Source organism: Halorubrum sp. C191 (genome assembly GCF_002727095.1).
Classification (GTDB): Archaea; Halobacteriota; Halobacteria; order Halobacteriales; family Haloferacaceae; genus Halorubrum; species Halorubrum ezzemoulense.
On sequence record NZ_NHNZ01000179.1, the window covers coordinates 26,738 to 41,366 of the forward strand.

Here is a 14,629-nt window from a genome sequence, read left to right on the forward strand (position 1 = left end):
TCAGGCGATAACGCCGAGGGTTTCTAGTTCTTCCGTGGAGTATTCCGCGCGGAGTTCTTTGGTCGAGTGTTCGCGGAGGATTTCCGTACGCTCTTCATCACTCATCTCGGCTAGGTCGCTGAAGCAGTGACACATTACATCCATTCATTCGGGCTACGAGTAGGAAAAACCTGTTAGCACCATTCTCAGGGTTGTGTAATACGGATTTCGAGGTAGCAATCATTAGTAATTCTACGACTCGCATTAGTTACCCCGACACCGGTTACTAAACTCAGATTTCAGTTAGTGCTTCTTATTAACTTAGATGTCTGAAATCACAGTCTTTATTATCTGGTCTGCTATTATTATCAATAGATGCCTCGATACACCCGACGTCGACTCATCGCAGCTGGACTCGGTACGGCAACCATCGGTGCGCTCGCGGGCTGTACATCGAACAATGGCGATTCCGGCGCGGCGGAGAATGACGGCTCAACAGCGACAGAGAATACCGTGCCGGAAGCCCAGTCTTCGTTCTTCGTATTCGGGGACTTGGCCAGCCAGGTTGCAGGCGACACCGCGACCGCAGAGACGCTCGTCCCGATCGGCCAACACGGCCACGGGTGGGAACCAGGGCCACAGATTCAGGGAGCAATCCTCGAATCTGACCTCTTTCTCTACGGAATGGAGGGCTTCCAGCCGTGGGCTGACGACCTCGTGACGAGTCTCGGTGACGACGACGCCGACGTCGATATCGTCGCTGCCGGTGCTGGTATCAACCTCATCGAAGGCGGACACAACCACGATCACGGTCACGAAGGAGATCATGAGGGCGAACACGAGGAAGGCCACGACGGTGAAGGAGAGCACGATCACGGTGGGGAGACTCCCTGGGAGTGGGCTGGCCTCTACCACCTCGAAGCTGGCACCTACACGCACACGTTCCACGAGGGCCCCGATCCGAGGATGCAGCTCGCCGTCATCGCGACCGACGAGGGTGGCGACCACGGCATTCACCACGTCGAGGAAACTGCGGCCGCCCTCTACGGCGACCACGACACGCACACACCGGTCGAAGGCGGCGAGACACTCACGCCGTCCAGTGAGTCACTCTATCACCTCCAGTTCGCGGACTCCGGTGAGACGACTTTCTCCATCGACATCGAAACAGAGGGTCACTATGTCCTCTTTGCCCAGCACGCTCCCGCTGAGTTCGACGCGACGCTCACCGACGGCAGTGGGTCGGTCATCGAACCCGAAGTGACCGAGAGTGCGGGCGGACACGGACACGAGGGCGATGGCGAGCATGAGGGTGAACACGGCCACGAGAGTGGAGAAGAACACGAAGGCGAGCACGAGGGAGAAGCCGATCACGAAGGCGAGGAGGGACACGGCCACAACCACTCTGGCGGGGCTGACCCACACTTCTGGCTAGACCCTGAGCGAGCGAAGCAGGCGGTCGACAACATCCGGAGCGGGTTCGTCAACGTCGACGGCGACAACGCCAGTGCCTACGCCGAGAACGCCGAATCGTACCGGAACCGCCTAGACGAACTCGACGAGTCGTTCCAGTCCGCGCTAGAGGGCGCCTCGAAAGACGTCGTGTTCGTCGCTGGTCACAACGCCTTCCAGTATCTCGGCCAGCGCTACGACTTCGAGGTCCGGACGCTGACAGGACTCTCACCGGACGACCAGCCGACGCCGAGGGACATCGAACGGGCCCAAGAGATCATCGCCGAACACGACCTCCAGTACGTCTGTGCTGACCCGCTCGAATCCCAGACAGCGGCGAACCAGCTCGTCGCAGAGACCGACGCCACCGAAGTCCTCCCGCTGACGCCGATTCCCGGACAGACCCAGGAGTGGGCCGATGAGGGCTGGGGCTACATTGAGATCATGGAAAACATCAATCTCGAGACCCTGAAGCAGGCCCTCGACGCAGAATGAGCGACACCACGTCTGGCGACACGGAACCGGAGTGGGACGGAAACGCCGAGCCCAGCCCATCCAAGAGCCCTCGTTCGGGACTGATGGCATTGGTCGTCGGCCCTGCGGAGAGACCCGTCTGTACGATTTATCCGCCGGACGTGGCTGTTCCGTATCGGACAACAACCTGGATTACGGCGTACGGGAACTCGTTCGTCGACCTCGACGACTACCGATGACGACAGCAACGATGGAGCGGCAACAGTCGGGGAACCCCCTCATCAGCGTCGATGACGTCACGTTTGGCTACGGAGAAGTCCCGGTTCTCGAGTCGGTGTCGATCGACGTCAAGCCCGGCTCCTTTCTCGGACTGGTCGGGCCGAACGGAAGCGGCAAGAGCACGCTGCTTGACTTGATGCTCGGACTTCGTCGACCAGACGAAGGCACGGTGTCGCTGTTCGGCGAACCTGCCCACAAGTTCGACGCCGGTGAACGGATCGGATACGTTGCACAGGAGGCGACGAAGGCGGCGCGCGATATGCCGATCACGGTTCGAGAGGTTGTTGAGATGGGGCGGTACCCGCGGCGGCTTTTCGGTCGATTCTCGGCAGCGGACCGGCAAGCGATCGAAGACGCGCTGGAACAGGTGGGAATCACAGACCTCGCGTCTCGCCGGGTCGGTCGACTGTCCGGTGGTCAACGCCAACGGGTGTTCATCGCCCGTGCGCTCGCCTCAGAGGCCGATCTGCTCGCACTCGACGAACCGACGGTCGGCGTGGATGCCGAATCCAGAGAGGAGTTTTACGGCCTCATCCATGACTTGAACGCGACCGGGCTGACCGTCATCCTGATCGAGCACGACATCGGTGTCGTTACCACACACGCGACGGACGTCGCCTGTCTCAACCGTCAGTTGTTCTTCGACGGCGACCCGGAGGAGTTCGTCGAGACTGATGCTCTCTCGCAGGCCTATGGGAAAGACCAACACATCCTCCAGCACGACCACAAATAATGTTCACACTACGTCGCCTCGGAGAGAGTGTTCCACTCGACAACGTGATAGCGACTCCGCTTTTTGCTGTCAACGTCTTCGCCCCTATCGAGTGGTTCCTCAACTACGTCTTTGGTCCCGGAATGGACGTGTTGGCCGACCTGCTCGGCATGCCGATGCTCGAATACCCGTATATGCAACGTGCCTACCTCGCTGCGTTGTGTATCGCTCTCATTGGGCCGGTCGTCGGGACGTTCCTCGTTCATCGAGAGATGGCGATGATCAGCGATACGCTCGCGCACACAGCCTTTGCCGGCGTCGCCGTCGGGTTGTTCCTCAATTCGGCCTTCTCGCTCACGCTATCGCCGCTGCTCACCGCATTCGTGGTCGCAATCGTCACGGCGCTACTCGTAGAGTTGCTCGTCGAACACGCCGGAGCGTACAGCGACACCTCGCTGGCGATCGTCCTGACGGGAGGATTCGCAGTCGGCAGTATCCTTATCACTGCCACCGACGGTGGCATCGCGGTCGGTATCGACGCCTACCTCTTCGGCAGTTTGGCGACTGTCTCGACAGAGAGCGTCGGTATCCTCGTGTTAATGAGTGTCCTTGTCGGTAGCCTCGTCACGCTGGCCTATCGGCCACTCTTGTACGTCACATTCGACGCGACGGCCGCCCGCGCGGCGCGACTGAACGTCCGCCTATACAAACGCCTCATGGTCGTGCTCACGGCGCTGGTCGTCGTCAGCGCGATGCAGATTATGGGCGTCATCCTCGTCGCTGCGATGCTCGTCGTTCCGGTCGCCGCTGCGGCGCAAGTCGCCGAGAGCTTCAAGCAATCCATCTTACTGGCGATCCTCGCCGCCGAGTTCGCGGCGATAGCCGGTGTGACGCTGTCGTACGTCTACGGAATTGCGGCCGGCGGCTCGATCGTCGTCGCGGCGATTGCAGTGTACGCCGTCGCGCTTAGTAGTCGAAAGTTGGGGTATCGGCTTCCGATCGTACAACGGTTCAGTGATCGTCAGTCCAATCACCACCGAAAAGAATTGGAAGTCGACGGAGGAAAACGAGAGTGACAGTCGTTAGGTTGACCGCTGATCACTCACTGAGTGGTGATCCCCCCTACGAGTACGTGATTGTTGGCGGCGGAATTCACGGCACTTGCCTCGCAAACCACCTCATTACGGAGAGTGAGTACACGCGCGACGAGATTCGGATCCTCGACCCGCGCGAGGAGTTACTCGCTTCGTTCGCCAAGAAGGCCAATCAGTGCGGCATGGAGACCCTCCGGTCGACGTTCGTCCACCACATCGACACCGAGTCGTTCTCGCTCGAGTCGTTCGCGGAAGGACACCACCGAGCGAACGAACTCGTGTCGACGAAGAACTACCCGGACCGACCGACTCTCGACCTGTTTCTTGACCACGCTCGCGACGTTATCGAGCGTCGTGAGCTTTCCGACTGTCATCATCGGTTGAAGATAACCAATGTTTCCCGGTCTGCGGGCACAGAGACGTATCTGGTGGAAGCGGACGCGGGAGCGATTGAGACCCACCGCGTCGTCTTGGCCGTCGGGCTCGGTGCGACACCGACGCTCCCAGAGTGGACGGCGTCGCTCCCGGACGACGCGCCGCTCGCACACGTCTGGGACGAAGCGTTCGACCCGGCGACGCCCGACCCGTTCGAGGGGCGAACGTTCGTCGTCGGAGGGGGTATCACTGCCGGGCACCTCGCCTGCCGTCTGGCAGAGCGGACCACGGTGACACTCCTGTCGCGTCACGAACTCGAAATCGAACTGACCGAGGCCGACCCGCACTGGATCAACTGGCGTCACATCGGCAAAGAGATCCACACGCTCCCGCCGGGATCGGAGGCTCGTCTCGATCGGATCCGGTCCGCCCGCAACGACGCCACGATCCCGCCGTACGTCGAACGACGACTGTCCGAAGCGCGTGACGGTGGTGCGCTTGAACACCGGCAAAGCGAAATCACGTCTGTGAACGCGACAGACGAGGGGCTATCCCTCCGCTTCGACGACGGCACGAAAGCGACGGCCGCACGCGTCGTCCTCGCGACCGGATTCGAACCGGTTCCCGAGCAGCCGCTGGTCGGCCGCGTCAGCGAGTCACTATCGCTCGCACGCGGGGCCGAGGGATTCCCCGTTCTCAACGATCGAACCCTCGCGTGGAGACGGACCGACGGTACTGAGTCCGCGGTGTACATTTCGGGCGCGCTCGCGGAGCCCAGCGTCGGTCCTTTCGCTCGCAATATCGTCGGTGCCCGCCGGGCCGCAGAACGGATTCTCGACCCACCAGATCAGGCGCAGACAGGCCCGCTCCCGATGAGCTCTCGAGGAGGATCGTGACGTGGCTTCGACCGATCTCACGCTCGCTGTCTCGCTTGGCGCACTCAATCGACTCGCACGGCCCGCCCACGCCCTCGAAGACGCCACTACCTGGAGCAGCTACGTCGGGATCGTCCCCTCGGAGCCGTCGTACATCGAACGACGACGGGTGCGAGAGGCCGGATACCACCAAGAGTTCCTGTCCGGACCACGTTCGATAGCGGAGGCGCTGACGGCGGTCCGAGGACACTTCGAGACGGAACGGTACGTATTCGTCGGGACAGACGAGACCGCGAGGGTGGTAGAGACAGTACCCGACTGGACGTTTCAATTAGTGACCGACGCTGCGGGCACTGCGGACTGGGAGATTGAGACTACGTCCTCAACTGGCGGCAACTGGCCGTAGCGAGATGAATGAAGCTGAATATATAAAGCGCTCGCCTGTCGCGGTAAGACAACTCGTTTGTAGGACTGGAAACTCACTCAGAATATCCACGAGTAGCGACCGGGAATTGACCTCCTCCTCCGCGTAAACGCGGAGGAATCCGACCATCGGATTCGGGCGGTCGTCGCCATTTGGTTCCAACCCGCACTCGGAGGGAACCGGCGACACACCGGGGAAACTCTCGTTTGTCTCCCTCGTAGGGCTGTGGCCCGGCCAATGAGGCCCCGTCGGAATCCGTGTCATTGCCGTGTGGACCACCGTTAGTTCACCACCCCTTGTGGTTCGGGGACGGCCTCTCACCGATTCCGTAGCATCCGTGACAACTGGAGGCCACAGGCTTCAAACTACCGGAACAAACGAGCCGAGTGTCGCTCGACCTCCGCCTGAAGACGGAGGTATGCACTTGTATCTTTATCAGAGAAACCGCTTGTCGGCCTGTTCTGATCGGATCGTCGATTCCGACGCATCGAGCCAGCCTGTCTCCACCTCGGACGGAATATCGAACTCGGGAACGAACGGTTTGATATCAAGCAATGGTGTCCCGTCGACGACGTCGATACCGCTCACGGTCAGTTCTTGTTCTGTGACGGACTCGATTGCCACAACGGAGAGGCCAATCGGATTCGGACGTTGTGGCGCCCGTGTCGAGAAGACTCCTCGCTGTTCGTCATCGAGAAACGGTTCGATCCGTAGGGGAGCTTCATCGCTAGATGCGTGAAAATGGTACAACAGCATACAGTGCGAGAACTCGGCAAGATCCGCTAATCCGTCCGCATACGACGCCTCGATTTCGACAGTTCCTGTGACTGAATCTGCCCCGATCGGTTGAATCGGCATTCCTTCTGCTGATTCGAACGACGTCCGAATCACTCCAATCGATTCGTAGCTGAATGTGTCTTTGGGCACATTCGTTGCTTCGTCTTCTACCGAAAAATCAGTATCGTGACCGAGACAGATATTTTCCGCGGCGTAGTGATTGGTGAATAGCACCACAAGTCAATAGATATTGGACACAAAACCAGCCTATCCTCCGAAACAGTGGACAGCTGATTCCCACGATGCTATATAATAACGTTCACTTTTATATGTTCAGATAGTATTGTGTGTATGGGTACGAACCATACAACAAAGTCAGACAGTATGCTTCAGTGGCCGTCGGAATCGATCGGGTATGTGGCGGTTCTTTTGGCCCTCATTACGGGACTCATCCATCTCGTGGCGACGACGCGAGCGATTGAAATGAGCGTTGTGCTGGCGGTTCTCTTCGTGCTTAACGGACTAGGTTTCCTTGGCGGAGCAGCACTGTATTTCACCCGGTTTTGGCGACGCTCATTTTTCCTGGTGGCTGCAGTGTACTCGTTGGTGACAATTCTTGCGCTATTCCCGTTCCGGGGTTGGGGGATTGAAGCATTCTACATGAACGGGGCGATTAATCCAATTGTCACCATCACGAAGGTTGCGGAAGCTTTCCTCGCGATCGTGTCGGTTTACCTGTACAGCAGCACAAGCGATTAACAGCTTCACCGGTTCGAATTTGCTCTGCGGTTCAATTCCCTTTGACATTCCCCTCGCGCTGAAGCGCGAGGCTTTCTCCTTGATCGCTCAGTGGTTCTCGTGGATGTGGTTGCGCAACGAATCGGTGTCGTCGAAATTCTCGTCGCACTCGGCACACGTGTTGTGGTGAAGCGCGACATGCTGGGTCACGCCGGCAGCGCTCTGGAACTGTGCATCGCAGCTGGAGCAGGTGTACGACATTACATTAACAACTCAGGACCATATATACAAGAGTATTATTAAAAAACGGAGTGTGAAAACTGCTTTAGAATATTAAATTGGAACACTTACTAACTAAGTTCCGAGCTCAAAACGAGATTTGACCAACCGCATCGAGCGCTAGCGAAGCTGGTCCGCCCGCTCTCGGAGCGCTGTCGGTAGGCTTGCGTCGTCGACCAGCGCACCGAGTTCTGTCGTCGCTCGGCATCGACCGAGCGCGTTCAACGCGTTCCGGCGGAACGACCCGTTGAGGCCGTCTGCGACGACGATAACGCGAAGCTGTGTCGTCGCGTCTATCTCGGCGAGCTCACCGATCGCCGCTTTACGGGTCTCGTGTGGTGCGTTCTTGTTGACGACAGTCCGGAAGAGGGATCGTGGCGAGGACATCGTCAGTCCGCGAGGCCGACCTCCTCGGCGCCGTCGTCGGTCGTCTCGGTCGGCTCCTCGGTCCCCTCTTCAAGTGTGGCAGAGTCTCCGTCGTCCCACGTCGGGAACCGGTCGTCGAAGGCGGTCCAGTCGGCATCCATTTCCTCGTCGGTCAGCAGGGCCGCATCGAGGTCGGTGCGGAGCGCGTCGTGGTCCATGTCCGTACCAATGAGCACGAGCTGGGTCCCCCTGTCACCCCACTTGTCGTCCCATATCTCTTCGAGCTCCGGATTGGCCTCGAAGTAGCTCTCGCGCTCGTTCTCCGGCAGCGTCGCAATCCAATTACCGGCCGACCCAACTCGGATCGACTGTCCCGCGACGTTCAATCCGAGTGCCATTTTTTCGCGACCCGCCAGCCAGAAGTGACCCTTCGAGCGGACGACGTTCGCGGGGAACGAGTCGAGCAGATCAGCGAACCGTTCAGAATGGAACGGACGGCGCGACGTGTAGACGAACGACGTGACGCCGTGTTCCTCTTCGGCGGACTCGTGCGGCTGCTGGAGTTCCCGTAGCCACCCCGCGGACTGGCTCGCTGCTTCGAAGTCGAACCGTCCTGTATCGAGGATCTCGCCGGGATCGACCGCGCCGTGTTCGGTTCGGATGATCTTCGCGCGCGGTTGCAGCACTTCGATCATCTCTTCGATCTCGCCGAGCGTCTCCTCGTCGACGAGGTCGCACTTGTTCAACAGCAGGACATCACAGAACTCGATCTGTTCGATCAAGAGGCTTCCGAGGTCTTTCTCGGTGTCGCCGTCCATCAGCGATTCCTTCGAATCGAACGTTGTCCAGAACAGGTGGGCGTCGACCACAGTGACGGTCGTGTCGAGTTCGTAGTAGTCCATCACTTCGATGCCGGTCTCCTCGTAGAACTCCGTGGGGTCGAGGTCTCCCTGGTCGAATCCCATGGTGAGCGTCTGGGCGACCGGCAACGGTTCGGCGACGCCCGTCGATTCGATTACCAAGTAGTCGAACTCGCGGGCTTGTGCGAGCTTCGCGAGCGCGTCCAGCAGGTCGCCGCGTAGCTCACAGCAGATACAGCCGTTCGACAGTTCGATCAGGTCCTCGTCGTCCTCCGAGATGTCCGAGTGTTCGGCGACGCGCTCGGCGTCGACGTTCACCTCGCCCATGTCGTTGACGAGGACCGCGACGTCTAGGTCCGTTCGCGTGTTCAGGAGGTTGTTCAGCACGGTCGTCTTGCCCGCGCCGAGGTTGCCGCTCAGCACGGTGACGGGAATCGTCTCTCGACTCATCTGTTATTAAGACTAGAGCGTATATTATTTATAATTGGCTATCTACTACCCTATATTGTTAACAGTGACATCCGAAGAAGCCCGTAAACACGAGTCGCTCGACGTAGCGATTGTCGGGGCAGGTGCCGCAGGCGTCGGTCTTGGGGCCGTCCTCGCGGATCTGGGTCTCGGCTCCTACGCCATCCTCGAGCGAGGCGAAGTCGGGGCGGCGTTCCTACAGTGGCCAGAAGAAATGCGCCTCATCACGCCATCGTTTCCTAGCAACAGCTTCGGCTGCCGCGACCTCAACGCCGTCACCACTAACACCTCGCCCGCATTTGCGCTCGAAGAGTATCCTGACAAGAACATGTTCCTCGAGGACTTGTCCTACTGCGAATCCGACATGTGCGACTGCTAATCATGACACGAGATACTCCGCAGAAAGATAGTGGGATCGATCAGCTGAACGATTCGAGAGACGACCGACACGTCTGCCGCATGACGGGACGCGAACAAGGTCTCGTCGGTAAGTACGACATCTGGCTCTGCCGACAATCGTTTCGGGAGCTGGCTCCGAAGATGGGGTTCAAAAAATGGCTCTGTAGTTTCGCTAGACGTGAAGCCGACGACTCCGTTATTGCTGTAGAAAGCGAAGAGACAGATCGGTGTGACATCCGAAATCCGTCTCTTCACGCGTGTTACGGTGGCTAAGGCTAAATCAGTTGTCGCTAATCCGGACGAACCCGCCGACCCCGAAGGGGGGGGCGGGTTCGCAGAGTGGGCGATGCTCACCGTGCATGCACTCCGCATCGAGCTGGCCAAATCCTACCGCGTCGCCGTGGATTTGCTCTCAGAAATGCCCGGCGTTCTTGAAGAGATCGGACTCACCAGACTTCCACACTACACGGTGCTTCGCACGTGGTTTGAGCGGATTCCAACTAAGACGTGGCGTGTGTTTCTCGGCGCGTCAGCCGAGAAACGCACCGGCCACGCTGCTATCGATTCGACTGGCTTTGACCGTGATCAGCCTAGCCGCCACTACGCTAACCGCACGAACTACCGCGTCAGAGCGCTGAAAGTCACCGCACTCGTGGATGTCGAAACGCTGTACATCACCGACATCCACTCGACCGCCTCGAAGAAGCACGATGCGAAGATCGGCCCGCAGGTCGCCCGACGCAACGCTGGCGACCTGCGGAGCCTCGCTGCTGATCGCGGCTACGACGCGAAATCATTCCGCGACGAACTCCGCGAAAATGGCATCAGACCGCTGATTAAACACCGGATCATGAATCCACTCGATCACGCCCACAACGCCCGCATGGACGGTGATCGCTACCACCAGCGCTCCATGTCAGAAACCGTCTTCTCGTCGATTAAGCGCACGCTCGGCTCCGCCGTGCGTGCGCGTAGCTGGTGGTTAGAGTTCCGAGAAATGCTGCTGAAAGCCACCGTATACAATCTTCGCCGGAGCGTCCGATAGCCGTGAAATCCGCCGCCGTGTACCGAAACTACAGAGCCGATTATTCAGAATATTTTATCTCACATCCATAATTCAGTGCTACTCGATATTTGGATAACTCCGAAGAGATGGTTCGGAAACGGTACTCACATATTGAAGCTGGAGAGCTCGGTGATCCCGCTGCTGAGGCGATCGAAGACATCGACAGATAACTGGTGTTTCGATTATTTTTAAGTACTGCCCGTATTTCATATAATGTTTATATAGTAGTGAGCCGTAGCATGGTACATGAGCCGTGAGACGGAATCGAACGCCACCCAGGGTGTGTCCATATCCGTTCCAATACCCGCCGCAGACGCGGATTTGTTCAAAAGCAAGGCAACGAACGACATCTTGCTATTTTTAACGAACCACCGATTCAAACAGTTCTCACAGCGCGAAGTGGCTGATCAGATTGGCCATTCCCAACAGACGGTTCGGAGAGCGATCAATACCCTCGTCGAGAACGAATTAGTGGTTGAATCGCCCGAGAACAATCAACGGCTCGTTCAGATCAACCGAGAGCGACTCGCTATTCCGGACGACCCTCTCCTCCGAATACCGCAACCAGAGTTCCAGAAGCCCGTGAAGGCCGCGGTCGATGAACTCACTGACCGTCTCGAGGGCGTCATCGGGATCGTTCTTTACGGAAGTGTGGCGCGCGGCGAAGCCGATCGGCGCAGCGACATTGACCTCTGGGTGCTCACGACGAACGATCGAGCCCCAAACCAACGAGAGGCGAACGCTGTTGGTCGCGACCTCGAAGACGCCGAGTTCGACGGGAATAGGTATGCTTACGACATCGACGTTGAGGCGGTCCAAGCGATTCCCATGTACACAGAAGACATTCGGGAAATTGTCGTTTCAGGAATCCCAATCTACAGCACTACCAAGTTTGAGACGGTCGAAAAGCTCCTCCTCGAGGGAGGTGATAGCGATGAGTAACAGGTCTGATCCAACTGACATCCTCGAGTCCCTGGAGCGGGCACAAGACGCCTTCAAGATGGCGGGCCGTGATCGAGCAGAGTTCGAGGAAGGGATTAGTGCCGACGATGACTGGAAGACTCAACTGACGAAAGCGTGCCGGCTCGTTGAGGTGACTAACACGCTTCAGGCGCAGGGAGACTACTACACAGCGATCATCGAGGTGAGTTTTGGAACCATAGAGAGATCCATCGAAGCGTACGCGCTCGCGATGTCGAACGATGAACTTCAGGACTTCAAAGATCACGAGTTCAGCTACAAACGCGCATACCAGATTGGCCTGTTCACCAAAGAAACAGCAGAAGATATGAAGGATCTGTATAGCGAGAACCGGACAGAGAGCTACTACGGCGGCGGGAGACCGACAGAAGAGCAGGCAGACGCAATGGCCAGTCTTGCCCTCGCCGTCCACCAATTCAGCGTGAACCAGATTCGGGAAGGGGGGGTCTGTCTCTGCGACTGACGGCCGCTCCGTCTTTGCCGTATATGGTATATCACTGTACCGGCTCTGATGGGATGAAAGCCTGCTAAGTCCCCAGCGTGCGTGAAGAGGTACTGGGGTGGTCAAAGGCCGATGATTCAACAGCGTCTTCGAACGCGTGGCTCTGATTGGCCTACGTGCCAAGGAAGCACCATCATGGGAGGCCGCCCGGATGCTAGCGGCATCCGGGCGGCGAGCCCGAATAGGTGTTGCTCCATTTACGCACATACCACCCATCAGCGCAGCAGCTCGTATCGATCTTCCAGATGCTCGACCGCATGGAGGAATCTGATCCACAAGAGGTGAGTTACTGAGGGCCGCCGGCTCGGCGGCCCTCATCGGCCGGTCGCAGCGGCCGTCAGCCACAGCTATAGCATTCACGTTTTGACCGCCTGCCGGACGATTCCTGAGCTATCACCGTGACTGCTTGCGATCTCTCTCCATGGACACGATCGGGTCGATCTTGACGAAAAATATAGTATTGCAGACGTGGTTTGTTGCGCTAGCAGGCTTTCATAGGTGTTGAAATCCTTAGAAAGTGACATATTCTGTTTAGGGTGTGGTCAGTACAGGGTACATATTTCGCACTCTGGTCAGTAGTGTATTGACACGGGGTTCGTTACAATAACAGCAGTTTCAGACGGGGTTTGTTGTAGTGAAGCAGGGGATAGTACACTTGGATGATGACCAGCCGCTAGGTCCTGTTAGTATGGCCTATTTCTGAATTCGCAACCTGCCCCGAACATCTATTTCGGAGGTGAATATATCTGGAGAAGGGGAATTGTACAAAGCCACGAAATACCTACTCCACGGCCTCTGAGTCACTGTATCGGCGATGTAGATGCTGAATCGACGAGTGAGTACTCACGATCTCGGCTCGTGCCTTCTGCTTCAAGAAGGTTGTACTGTGCCATCTTCGAAAGGTAGGTCCGGACCGTGCGCTTCGTCCGCGGATCGTCGACCGCGTCAGTATAGCGGTCGTGAATCTCGCTGGGTCCAAGTGGGCCGTGGTCGCGAACAATATCGTAGACGACTCGCTGATGCGGCGTGAGCGAGTCGAGACTCTTCTGCTTAATTTGAGCCCGAGCATCTTCAGCAGCGTCTCGGAGGATGTCGTTGGTGACCTCCTCGTGATTTTCGCGGTCAGCTGTGCTGGCTGCGCTGCGAAGCATCCCGATCGCGAGACGGGCATCACCAGCAGCGGCATCAGCGATCTGATAAAGCTGCTCGTCGGTGATAACGCCGTTTTCAAGCCCCCATTTCGTTCGAGCACTCAGAATGTCGTAGAGTTGCTCGTTGTGGTACTTGTCCATCCGGACGTGTTCGCTGGAGCGCAGCCGGCTCACAAGGCGGTCGTCGACGCGGCTGAACAGCTCTTCTTCTTTGTTTGCGATACAGATCACTGCGAACTGCTCCATACTGTGGAGGTCGTAGATGAGGCTCGGGTCTTCGAGTTGGTCGACCTCGTCGAGGATGACGACGGTTCGAGGACCGTCGTACTGTTGGAGGCGATCAATGAGCTCGTCGTGAGGTGTCGACTGGCGATGGATGTCTATCGTCGCGCCGATGTCGTCGAGAATCTGGTACAGCGTCCGGAAGCGACTATAGTTTCGCCAGCAATTCACGTAGGTGGCCTCGACGTCGAGTACTTCCTCGCGGAGCCGTTCGGTAACGAACTTCGAGACACAGGTTTTACCGACACCGCTCGGGCCGGTGACGATGGCCGTGTCAGCCGGCTCGCCGTTCGTGATCGGTTCAAGAACGCTCGAGAGGTGGTTGACTTCGGCGTCGCGATGCTCGACTTCTCGAGGGACGAACCCGGCGCGGAGGACGCGAGCATCACGGATCATCGGTCGGTGGGTAGTTATTCTCAGCGTGAGTGATATAAGTGTGACTGGGGAGATTCCGGAAAAGCTCTGATCGCAGTGATATATTCACCTCGATTGCTCCGCCGTCTCTCGATTCTGATTGTGGAACCACACTGTTTCCGGAAACGTCCAGAAACCCAATCAACGGTGTGGAGCTCGCTCTATACTGATCATAGTAGTTCGAGCCGGCTGGACCTCATGAAGAACACTGTCTGACGTGCTCATCGAGGTCGCTAGGTCGTAGATACAGACAGACAGCTTTAGCTCTGGTTGCCTGCGTCAAATACGGCGGCAAAGTCCTCGAGAAGCTCCTGAGGTGATTGCTCATCACCCTGAGACGGGAGTGGTGCTTCCCAGCAGTCGATCTGAAGTGTGTGCCCATTCGATACTGTCCCCGACTCAGTTACCACATTGAAGATGCCGGTGCGATAGATAGCCAGTAGTCGCTGGTCATGAACACCGACATAATCGATACCAGCCCGATCCAGGACTGCCGGAATGTCAGTGGGCTCAGATAGCGAGACAGAGGCGCTTGGAGACGCCGAGTCGCTCATACCTTGGCTTAGTCTATCACATAAATAAAGACCCGTCTCGAGAAAGGCCGCACTCTCAACGATTAACCAACAAAAGCAACAGCAACGGGATTTTGTTGGTTAAGTGACCTCGCTCTTATGTAGAACTA

At 57.8% G+C, this 14,629-nt stretch carries 17 protein-coding genes and 2 pseudogenes; 12 read left to right on the plus strand and 7 right to left on the minus strand.

The features are described from left to right. Window positions 1–135 (minus strand): hypothetical protein, encoded by a 135-nt coding sequence (locus tag Z052_RS21270; RefSeq protein ID WP_275094164.1) that lies wholly within the window; start codon window positions 133–135, stop codon window positions 1–3. Window positions 136–354: 219 nt separating this feature from the next. Between Z052_RS21270 and Z052_RS16565 the strand changes: the two genes are divergently transcribed. From Z052_RS16565 to Z052_RS16590, 6 genes are read left to right on the plus strand one after another with little or no spacing between them, the layout of a single operon-like run. Then, window positions 355–1,926, plus strand: a complete 1,572-nt coding sequence (locus tag Z052_RS16565) for a metal ABC transporter substrate-binding protein (protein ID WP_094519641.1) — start codon at window positions 355–357, stop codon at window positions 1,924–1,926. Further along, window positions 1,923–2,144 carry a hypothetical protein gene (locus tag Z052_RS16570; RefSeq protein WP_080510588.1) on the plus strand — a complete coding sequence of 74 codons (222 nt, stop codon included), beginning with the start codon at window positions 1,923–1,925 and terminating at the stop codon, window positions 2,142–2,144. Before Z052_RS16565 ends, Z052_RS16570 begins: the two co-directional genes overlap by 4 nt. Then, entirely contained in the window at window positions 2,141–2,917 is a 777-nt protein-coding gene (locus Z052_RS16575) for a metal ABC transporter ATP-binding protein (protein ID WP_094580078.1), read from the plus strand. The genes Z052_RS16570 and Z052_RS16575 overlap by 4 nt, the downstream gene beginning before the upstream one ends. Continuing rightward, a complete protein-coding gene (locus Z052_RS16580; RefSeq protein ID WP_094519643.1) occupies window positions 2,914–3,972 on the plus strand; it encodes a metal ABC transporter permease in 1,059 nt (352 codons plus the stop codon). Before Z052_RS16575 ends, Z052_RS16580 begins: the two co-directional genes overlap by 4 nt. Next, complete coding sequence (locus Z052_RS16585; RefSeq protein WP_241897974.1) at window positions 3,969–5,261, plus strand: FAD/NAD(P)-binding protein; 1,293 nt, start codon at window positions 3,969–3,971, stop codon at window positions 5,259–5,261. The genes Z052_RS16580 and Z052_RS16585 overlap by 4 nt, the downstream gene beginning before the upstream one ends. Window position 5,262: 1 nt before the next feature. Next, on the plus strand, window positions 5,263–5,646 hold the full coding sequence (locus Z052_RS16590; protein WP_094519644.1) for a hypothetical protein: 384 nt from the start codon (window positions 5,263–5,265) through the stop codon (window positions 5,644–5,646). 453 nt (window positions 5,647–6,099) lie between these two features. On the opposite strand, the gene tsaA is transcribed toward Z052_RS16590, so the two are convergent. Then, entirely contained in the window at window positions 6,100–6,591 is a 492-nt protein-coding gene (gene tsaA / locus Z052_RS16595) for a tRNA (N6-threonylcarbamoyladenosine(37)-N6)-methyltransferase TrmO (RefSeq protein WP_094519645.1), read from the minus strand. 201 nt (window positions 6,592–6,792) lie between these two features. Here tsaA and Z052_RS16600 point away from each other — a divergent pair, with 201 nt between their 5' ends. Continuing rightward, window positions 6,793–7,200, plus strand: a complete 408-nt coding sequence (locus tag Z052_RS16600; protein WP_053770069.1) for a hypothetical protein — start codon at window positions 6,793–6,795, stop codon at window positions 7,198–7,200. 87 nt (window positions 7,201–7,287) lie between these two features. On the opposite strand, the gene Z052_RS21425 is transcribed toward Z052_RS16600, so the two are convergent. From Z052_RS21425 to Z052_RS16610, 3 genes are all read right to left on the minus strand, one after another. Further along, window positions 7,288–7,440 carry a C2H2-type zinc finger protein gene (locus tag Z052_RS21425; RefSeq protein WP_008439973.1) on the minus strand — a complete coding sequence of 51 codons (153 nt, stop codon included), beginning with the start codon at window positions 7,438–7,440 and terminating at the stop codon, window positions 7,288–7,290. 138 nt (window positions 7,441–7,578) lie between these two features. Continuing rightward, a complete protein-coding gene (locus Z052_RS16605) occupies window positions 7,579–7,845 on the minus strand; it encodes a hypothetical protein (RefSeq protein ID WP_094519646.1) in 267 nt (88 codons plus the stop codon). 2 nt (window positions 7,846–7,847) lie between these two features. Continuing rightward, on the minus strand, window positions 7,848–9,134 hold the full coding sequence (locus Z052_RS16610; protein ID WP_094519647.1) for a GTP-binding protein: 1,287 nt from the start codon (window positions 9,132–9,134) through the stop codon (window positions 7,848–7,850). 64 nt (window positions 9,135–9,198) lie between these two features. Here Z052_RS16610 and Z052_RS16615 point away from each other — a divergent pair. From Z052_RS16615 to Z052_RS16635, 5 genes and pseudogenes are all read left to right on the plus strand, one after another. Continuing rightward, window positions 9,199–9,498: pseudogene (locus tag Z052_RS16615) on the plus strand (NAD(P)-binding domain-containing protein); the annotation flags it as partial. A 35-nt stretch (window positions 9,499–9,533) separates the two neighbouring features. Further along, window positions 9,534–9,710 (plus strand): annotated as a pseudogene (locus tag Z052_RS16620) (30S ribosomal protein S14); the annotation flags it as partial. Window positions 9,711–9,780: 70 nt separating this feature from the next. Beyond that, window positions 9,781–10,596, plus strand: coding sequence for an IS5 family transposase (locus Z052_RS16625; RefSeq protein ID WP_099289261.1), 816 nt, complete (start codon window positions 9,781–9,783; stop codon window positions 10,594–10,596). A gap of 267 nt (window positions 10,597–10,863) precedes the next feature. Next, window positions 10,864–11,559, plus strand: coding sequence for a nucleotidyltransferase domain-containing protein (locus Z052_RS16630; protein ID WP_176450690.1), 696 nt, complete (start codon window positions 10,864–10,866; stop codon window positions 11,557–11,559). Beyond that, window positions 11,552–12,061 carry a DNA-binding protein gene (locus Z052_RS16635; protein WP_176450691.1) on the plus strand — a complete coding sequence of 170 codons (510 nt, stop codon included), beginning with the start codon at window positions 11,552–11,554 and terminating at the stop codon, window positions 12,059–12,061. The genes Z052_RS16630 and Z052_RS16635 overlap by 8 nt, the downstream gene beginning before the upstream one ends. A gap of 839 nt (window positions 12,062–12,900) precedes the next feature. Here the strand turns inward: Z052_RS16635 and Z052_RS16640 are convergent. Beyond that, window positions 12,901–13,929 carry a Cdc6/Cdc18 family protein gene (locus Z052_RS16640; protein ID WP_094520704.1) on the minus strand — a complete coding sequence of 343 codons (1,029 nt, stop codon included), beginning with the start codon at window positions 13,927–13,929 and terminating at the stop codon, window positions 12,901–12,903. Between the two features lie 278 nt (window positions 13,930–14,207). Next, entirely contained in the window at window positions 14,208–14,501 is a 294-nt protein-coding gene (locus tag Z052_RS16645; RefSeq protein WP_094580718.1) for a hypothetical protein, read from the minus strand. Between the last annotated feature and the right edge of the window lie 128 nt (window positions 14,502–14,629).

Bases quoted from the DNA above. Each gene is read 5' to 3' on its own strand.
- Z052_RS16565 (WP_094519641.1), top strand. From the start codon at position 355: ATGCCTCGATACACCCGACGTCGACTCATCGCAGCTGGACTCGGTACG.
- Z052_RS16575 (WP_094580078.1), top strand. From the start codon at position 2,141: ATGACGACAGCAACGATGGAGCGGCAACAGTCGGGGAACCCCCTCATC.
- Z052_RS16630 (WP_176450690.1), top strand. From the start codon at position 10,864: ATGAGCCGTGAGACGGAATCGAACGCCACCCAGGGTGTGTCCATATCC.
- Z052_RS16645 (WP_094580718.1), bottom strand. From the start codon at position 14,501: ATGAGCGACTCGGCGTCTCCAAGCGCCTCTGTCTCGCTATCTGAGCCC.
- Z052_RS16610 (WP_094519647.1), bottom strand. From the start codon at position 9,134: ATGAGTCGAGAGACGATTCCCGTCACCGTGCTGAGCGGCAACCTCGGC.
- Z052_RS16635 (WP_176450691.1), top strand. From the start codon at position 11,552: ATGAGTAACAGGTCTGATCCAACTGACATCCTCGAGTCCCTGGAGCGG.
- Z052_RS21270 (WP_275094164.1), bottom strand. From the start codon at position 135: ATGTGTCACTGCTTCAGCGACCTAGCCGAGATGAGTGATGAAGAGCGT.
- Z052_RS16640 (WP_094520704.1), bottom strand. From the start codon at position 13,929: ATGATCCGTGATGCTCGCGTCCTCCGCGCCGGGTTCGTCCCTCGAGAA.
- Z052_RS21425 (WP_008439973.1), bottom strand. From the start codon at position 7,440: ATGTCGTACACCTGCTCCAGCTGCGATGCACAGTTCCAGAGCGCTGCC.
- Z052_RS16600 (WP_053770069.1), top strand. From the start codon at position 6,793: ATGGGTACGAACCATACAACAAAGTCAGACAGTATGCTTCAGTGGCCG.
- Z052_RS16605 (WP_094519646.1), bottom strand. From the start codon at position 7,845: ATGTCCTCGCCACGATCCCTCTTCCGGACTGTCGTCAACAAGAACGCA.
- Z052_RS16570 (WP_080510588.1), top strand. From the start codon at position 1,923: ATGAGCGACACCACGTCTGGCGACACGGAACCGGAGTGGGACGGAAAC.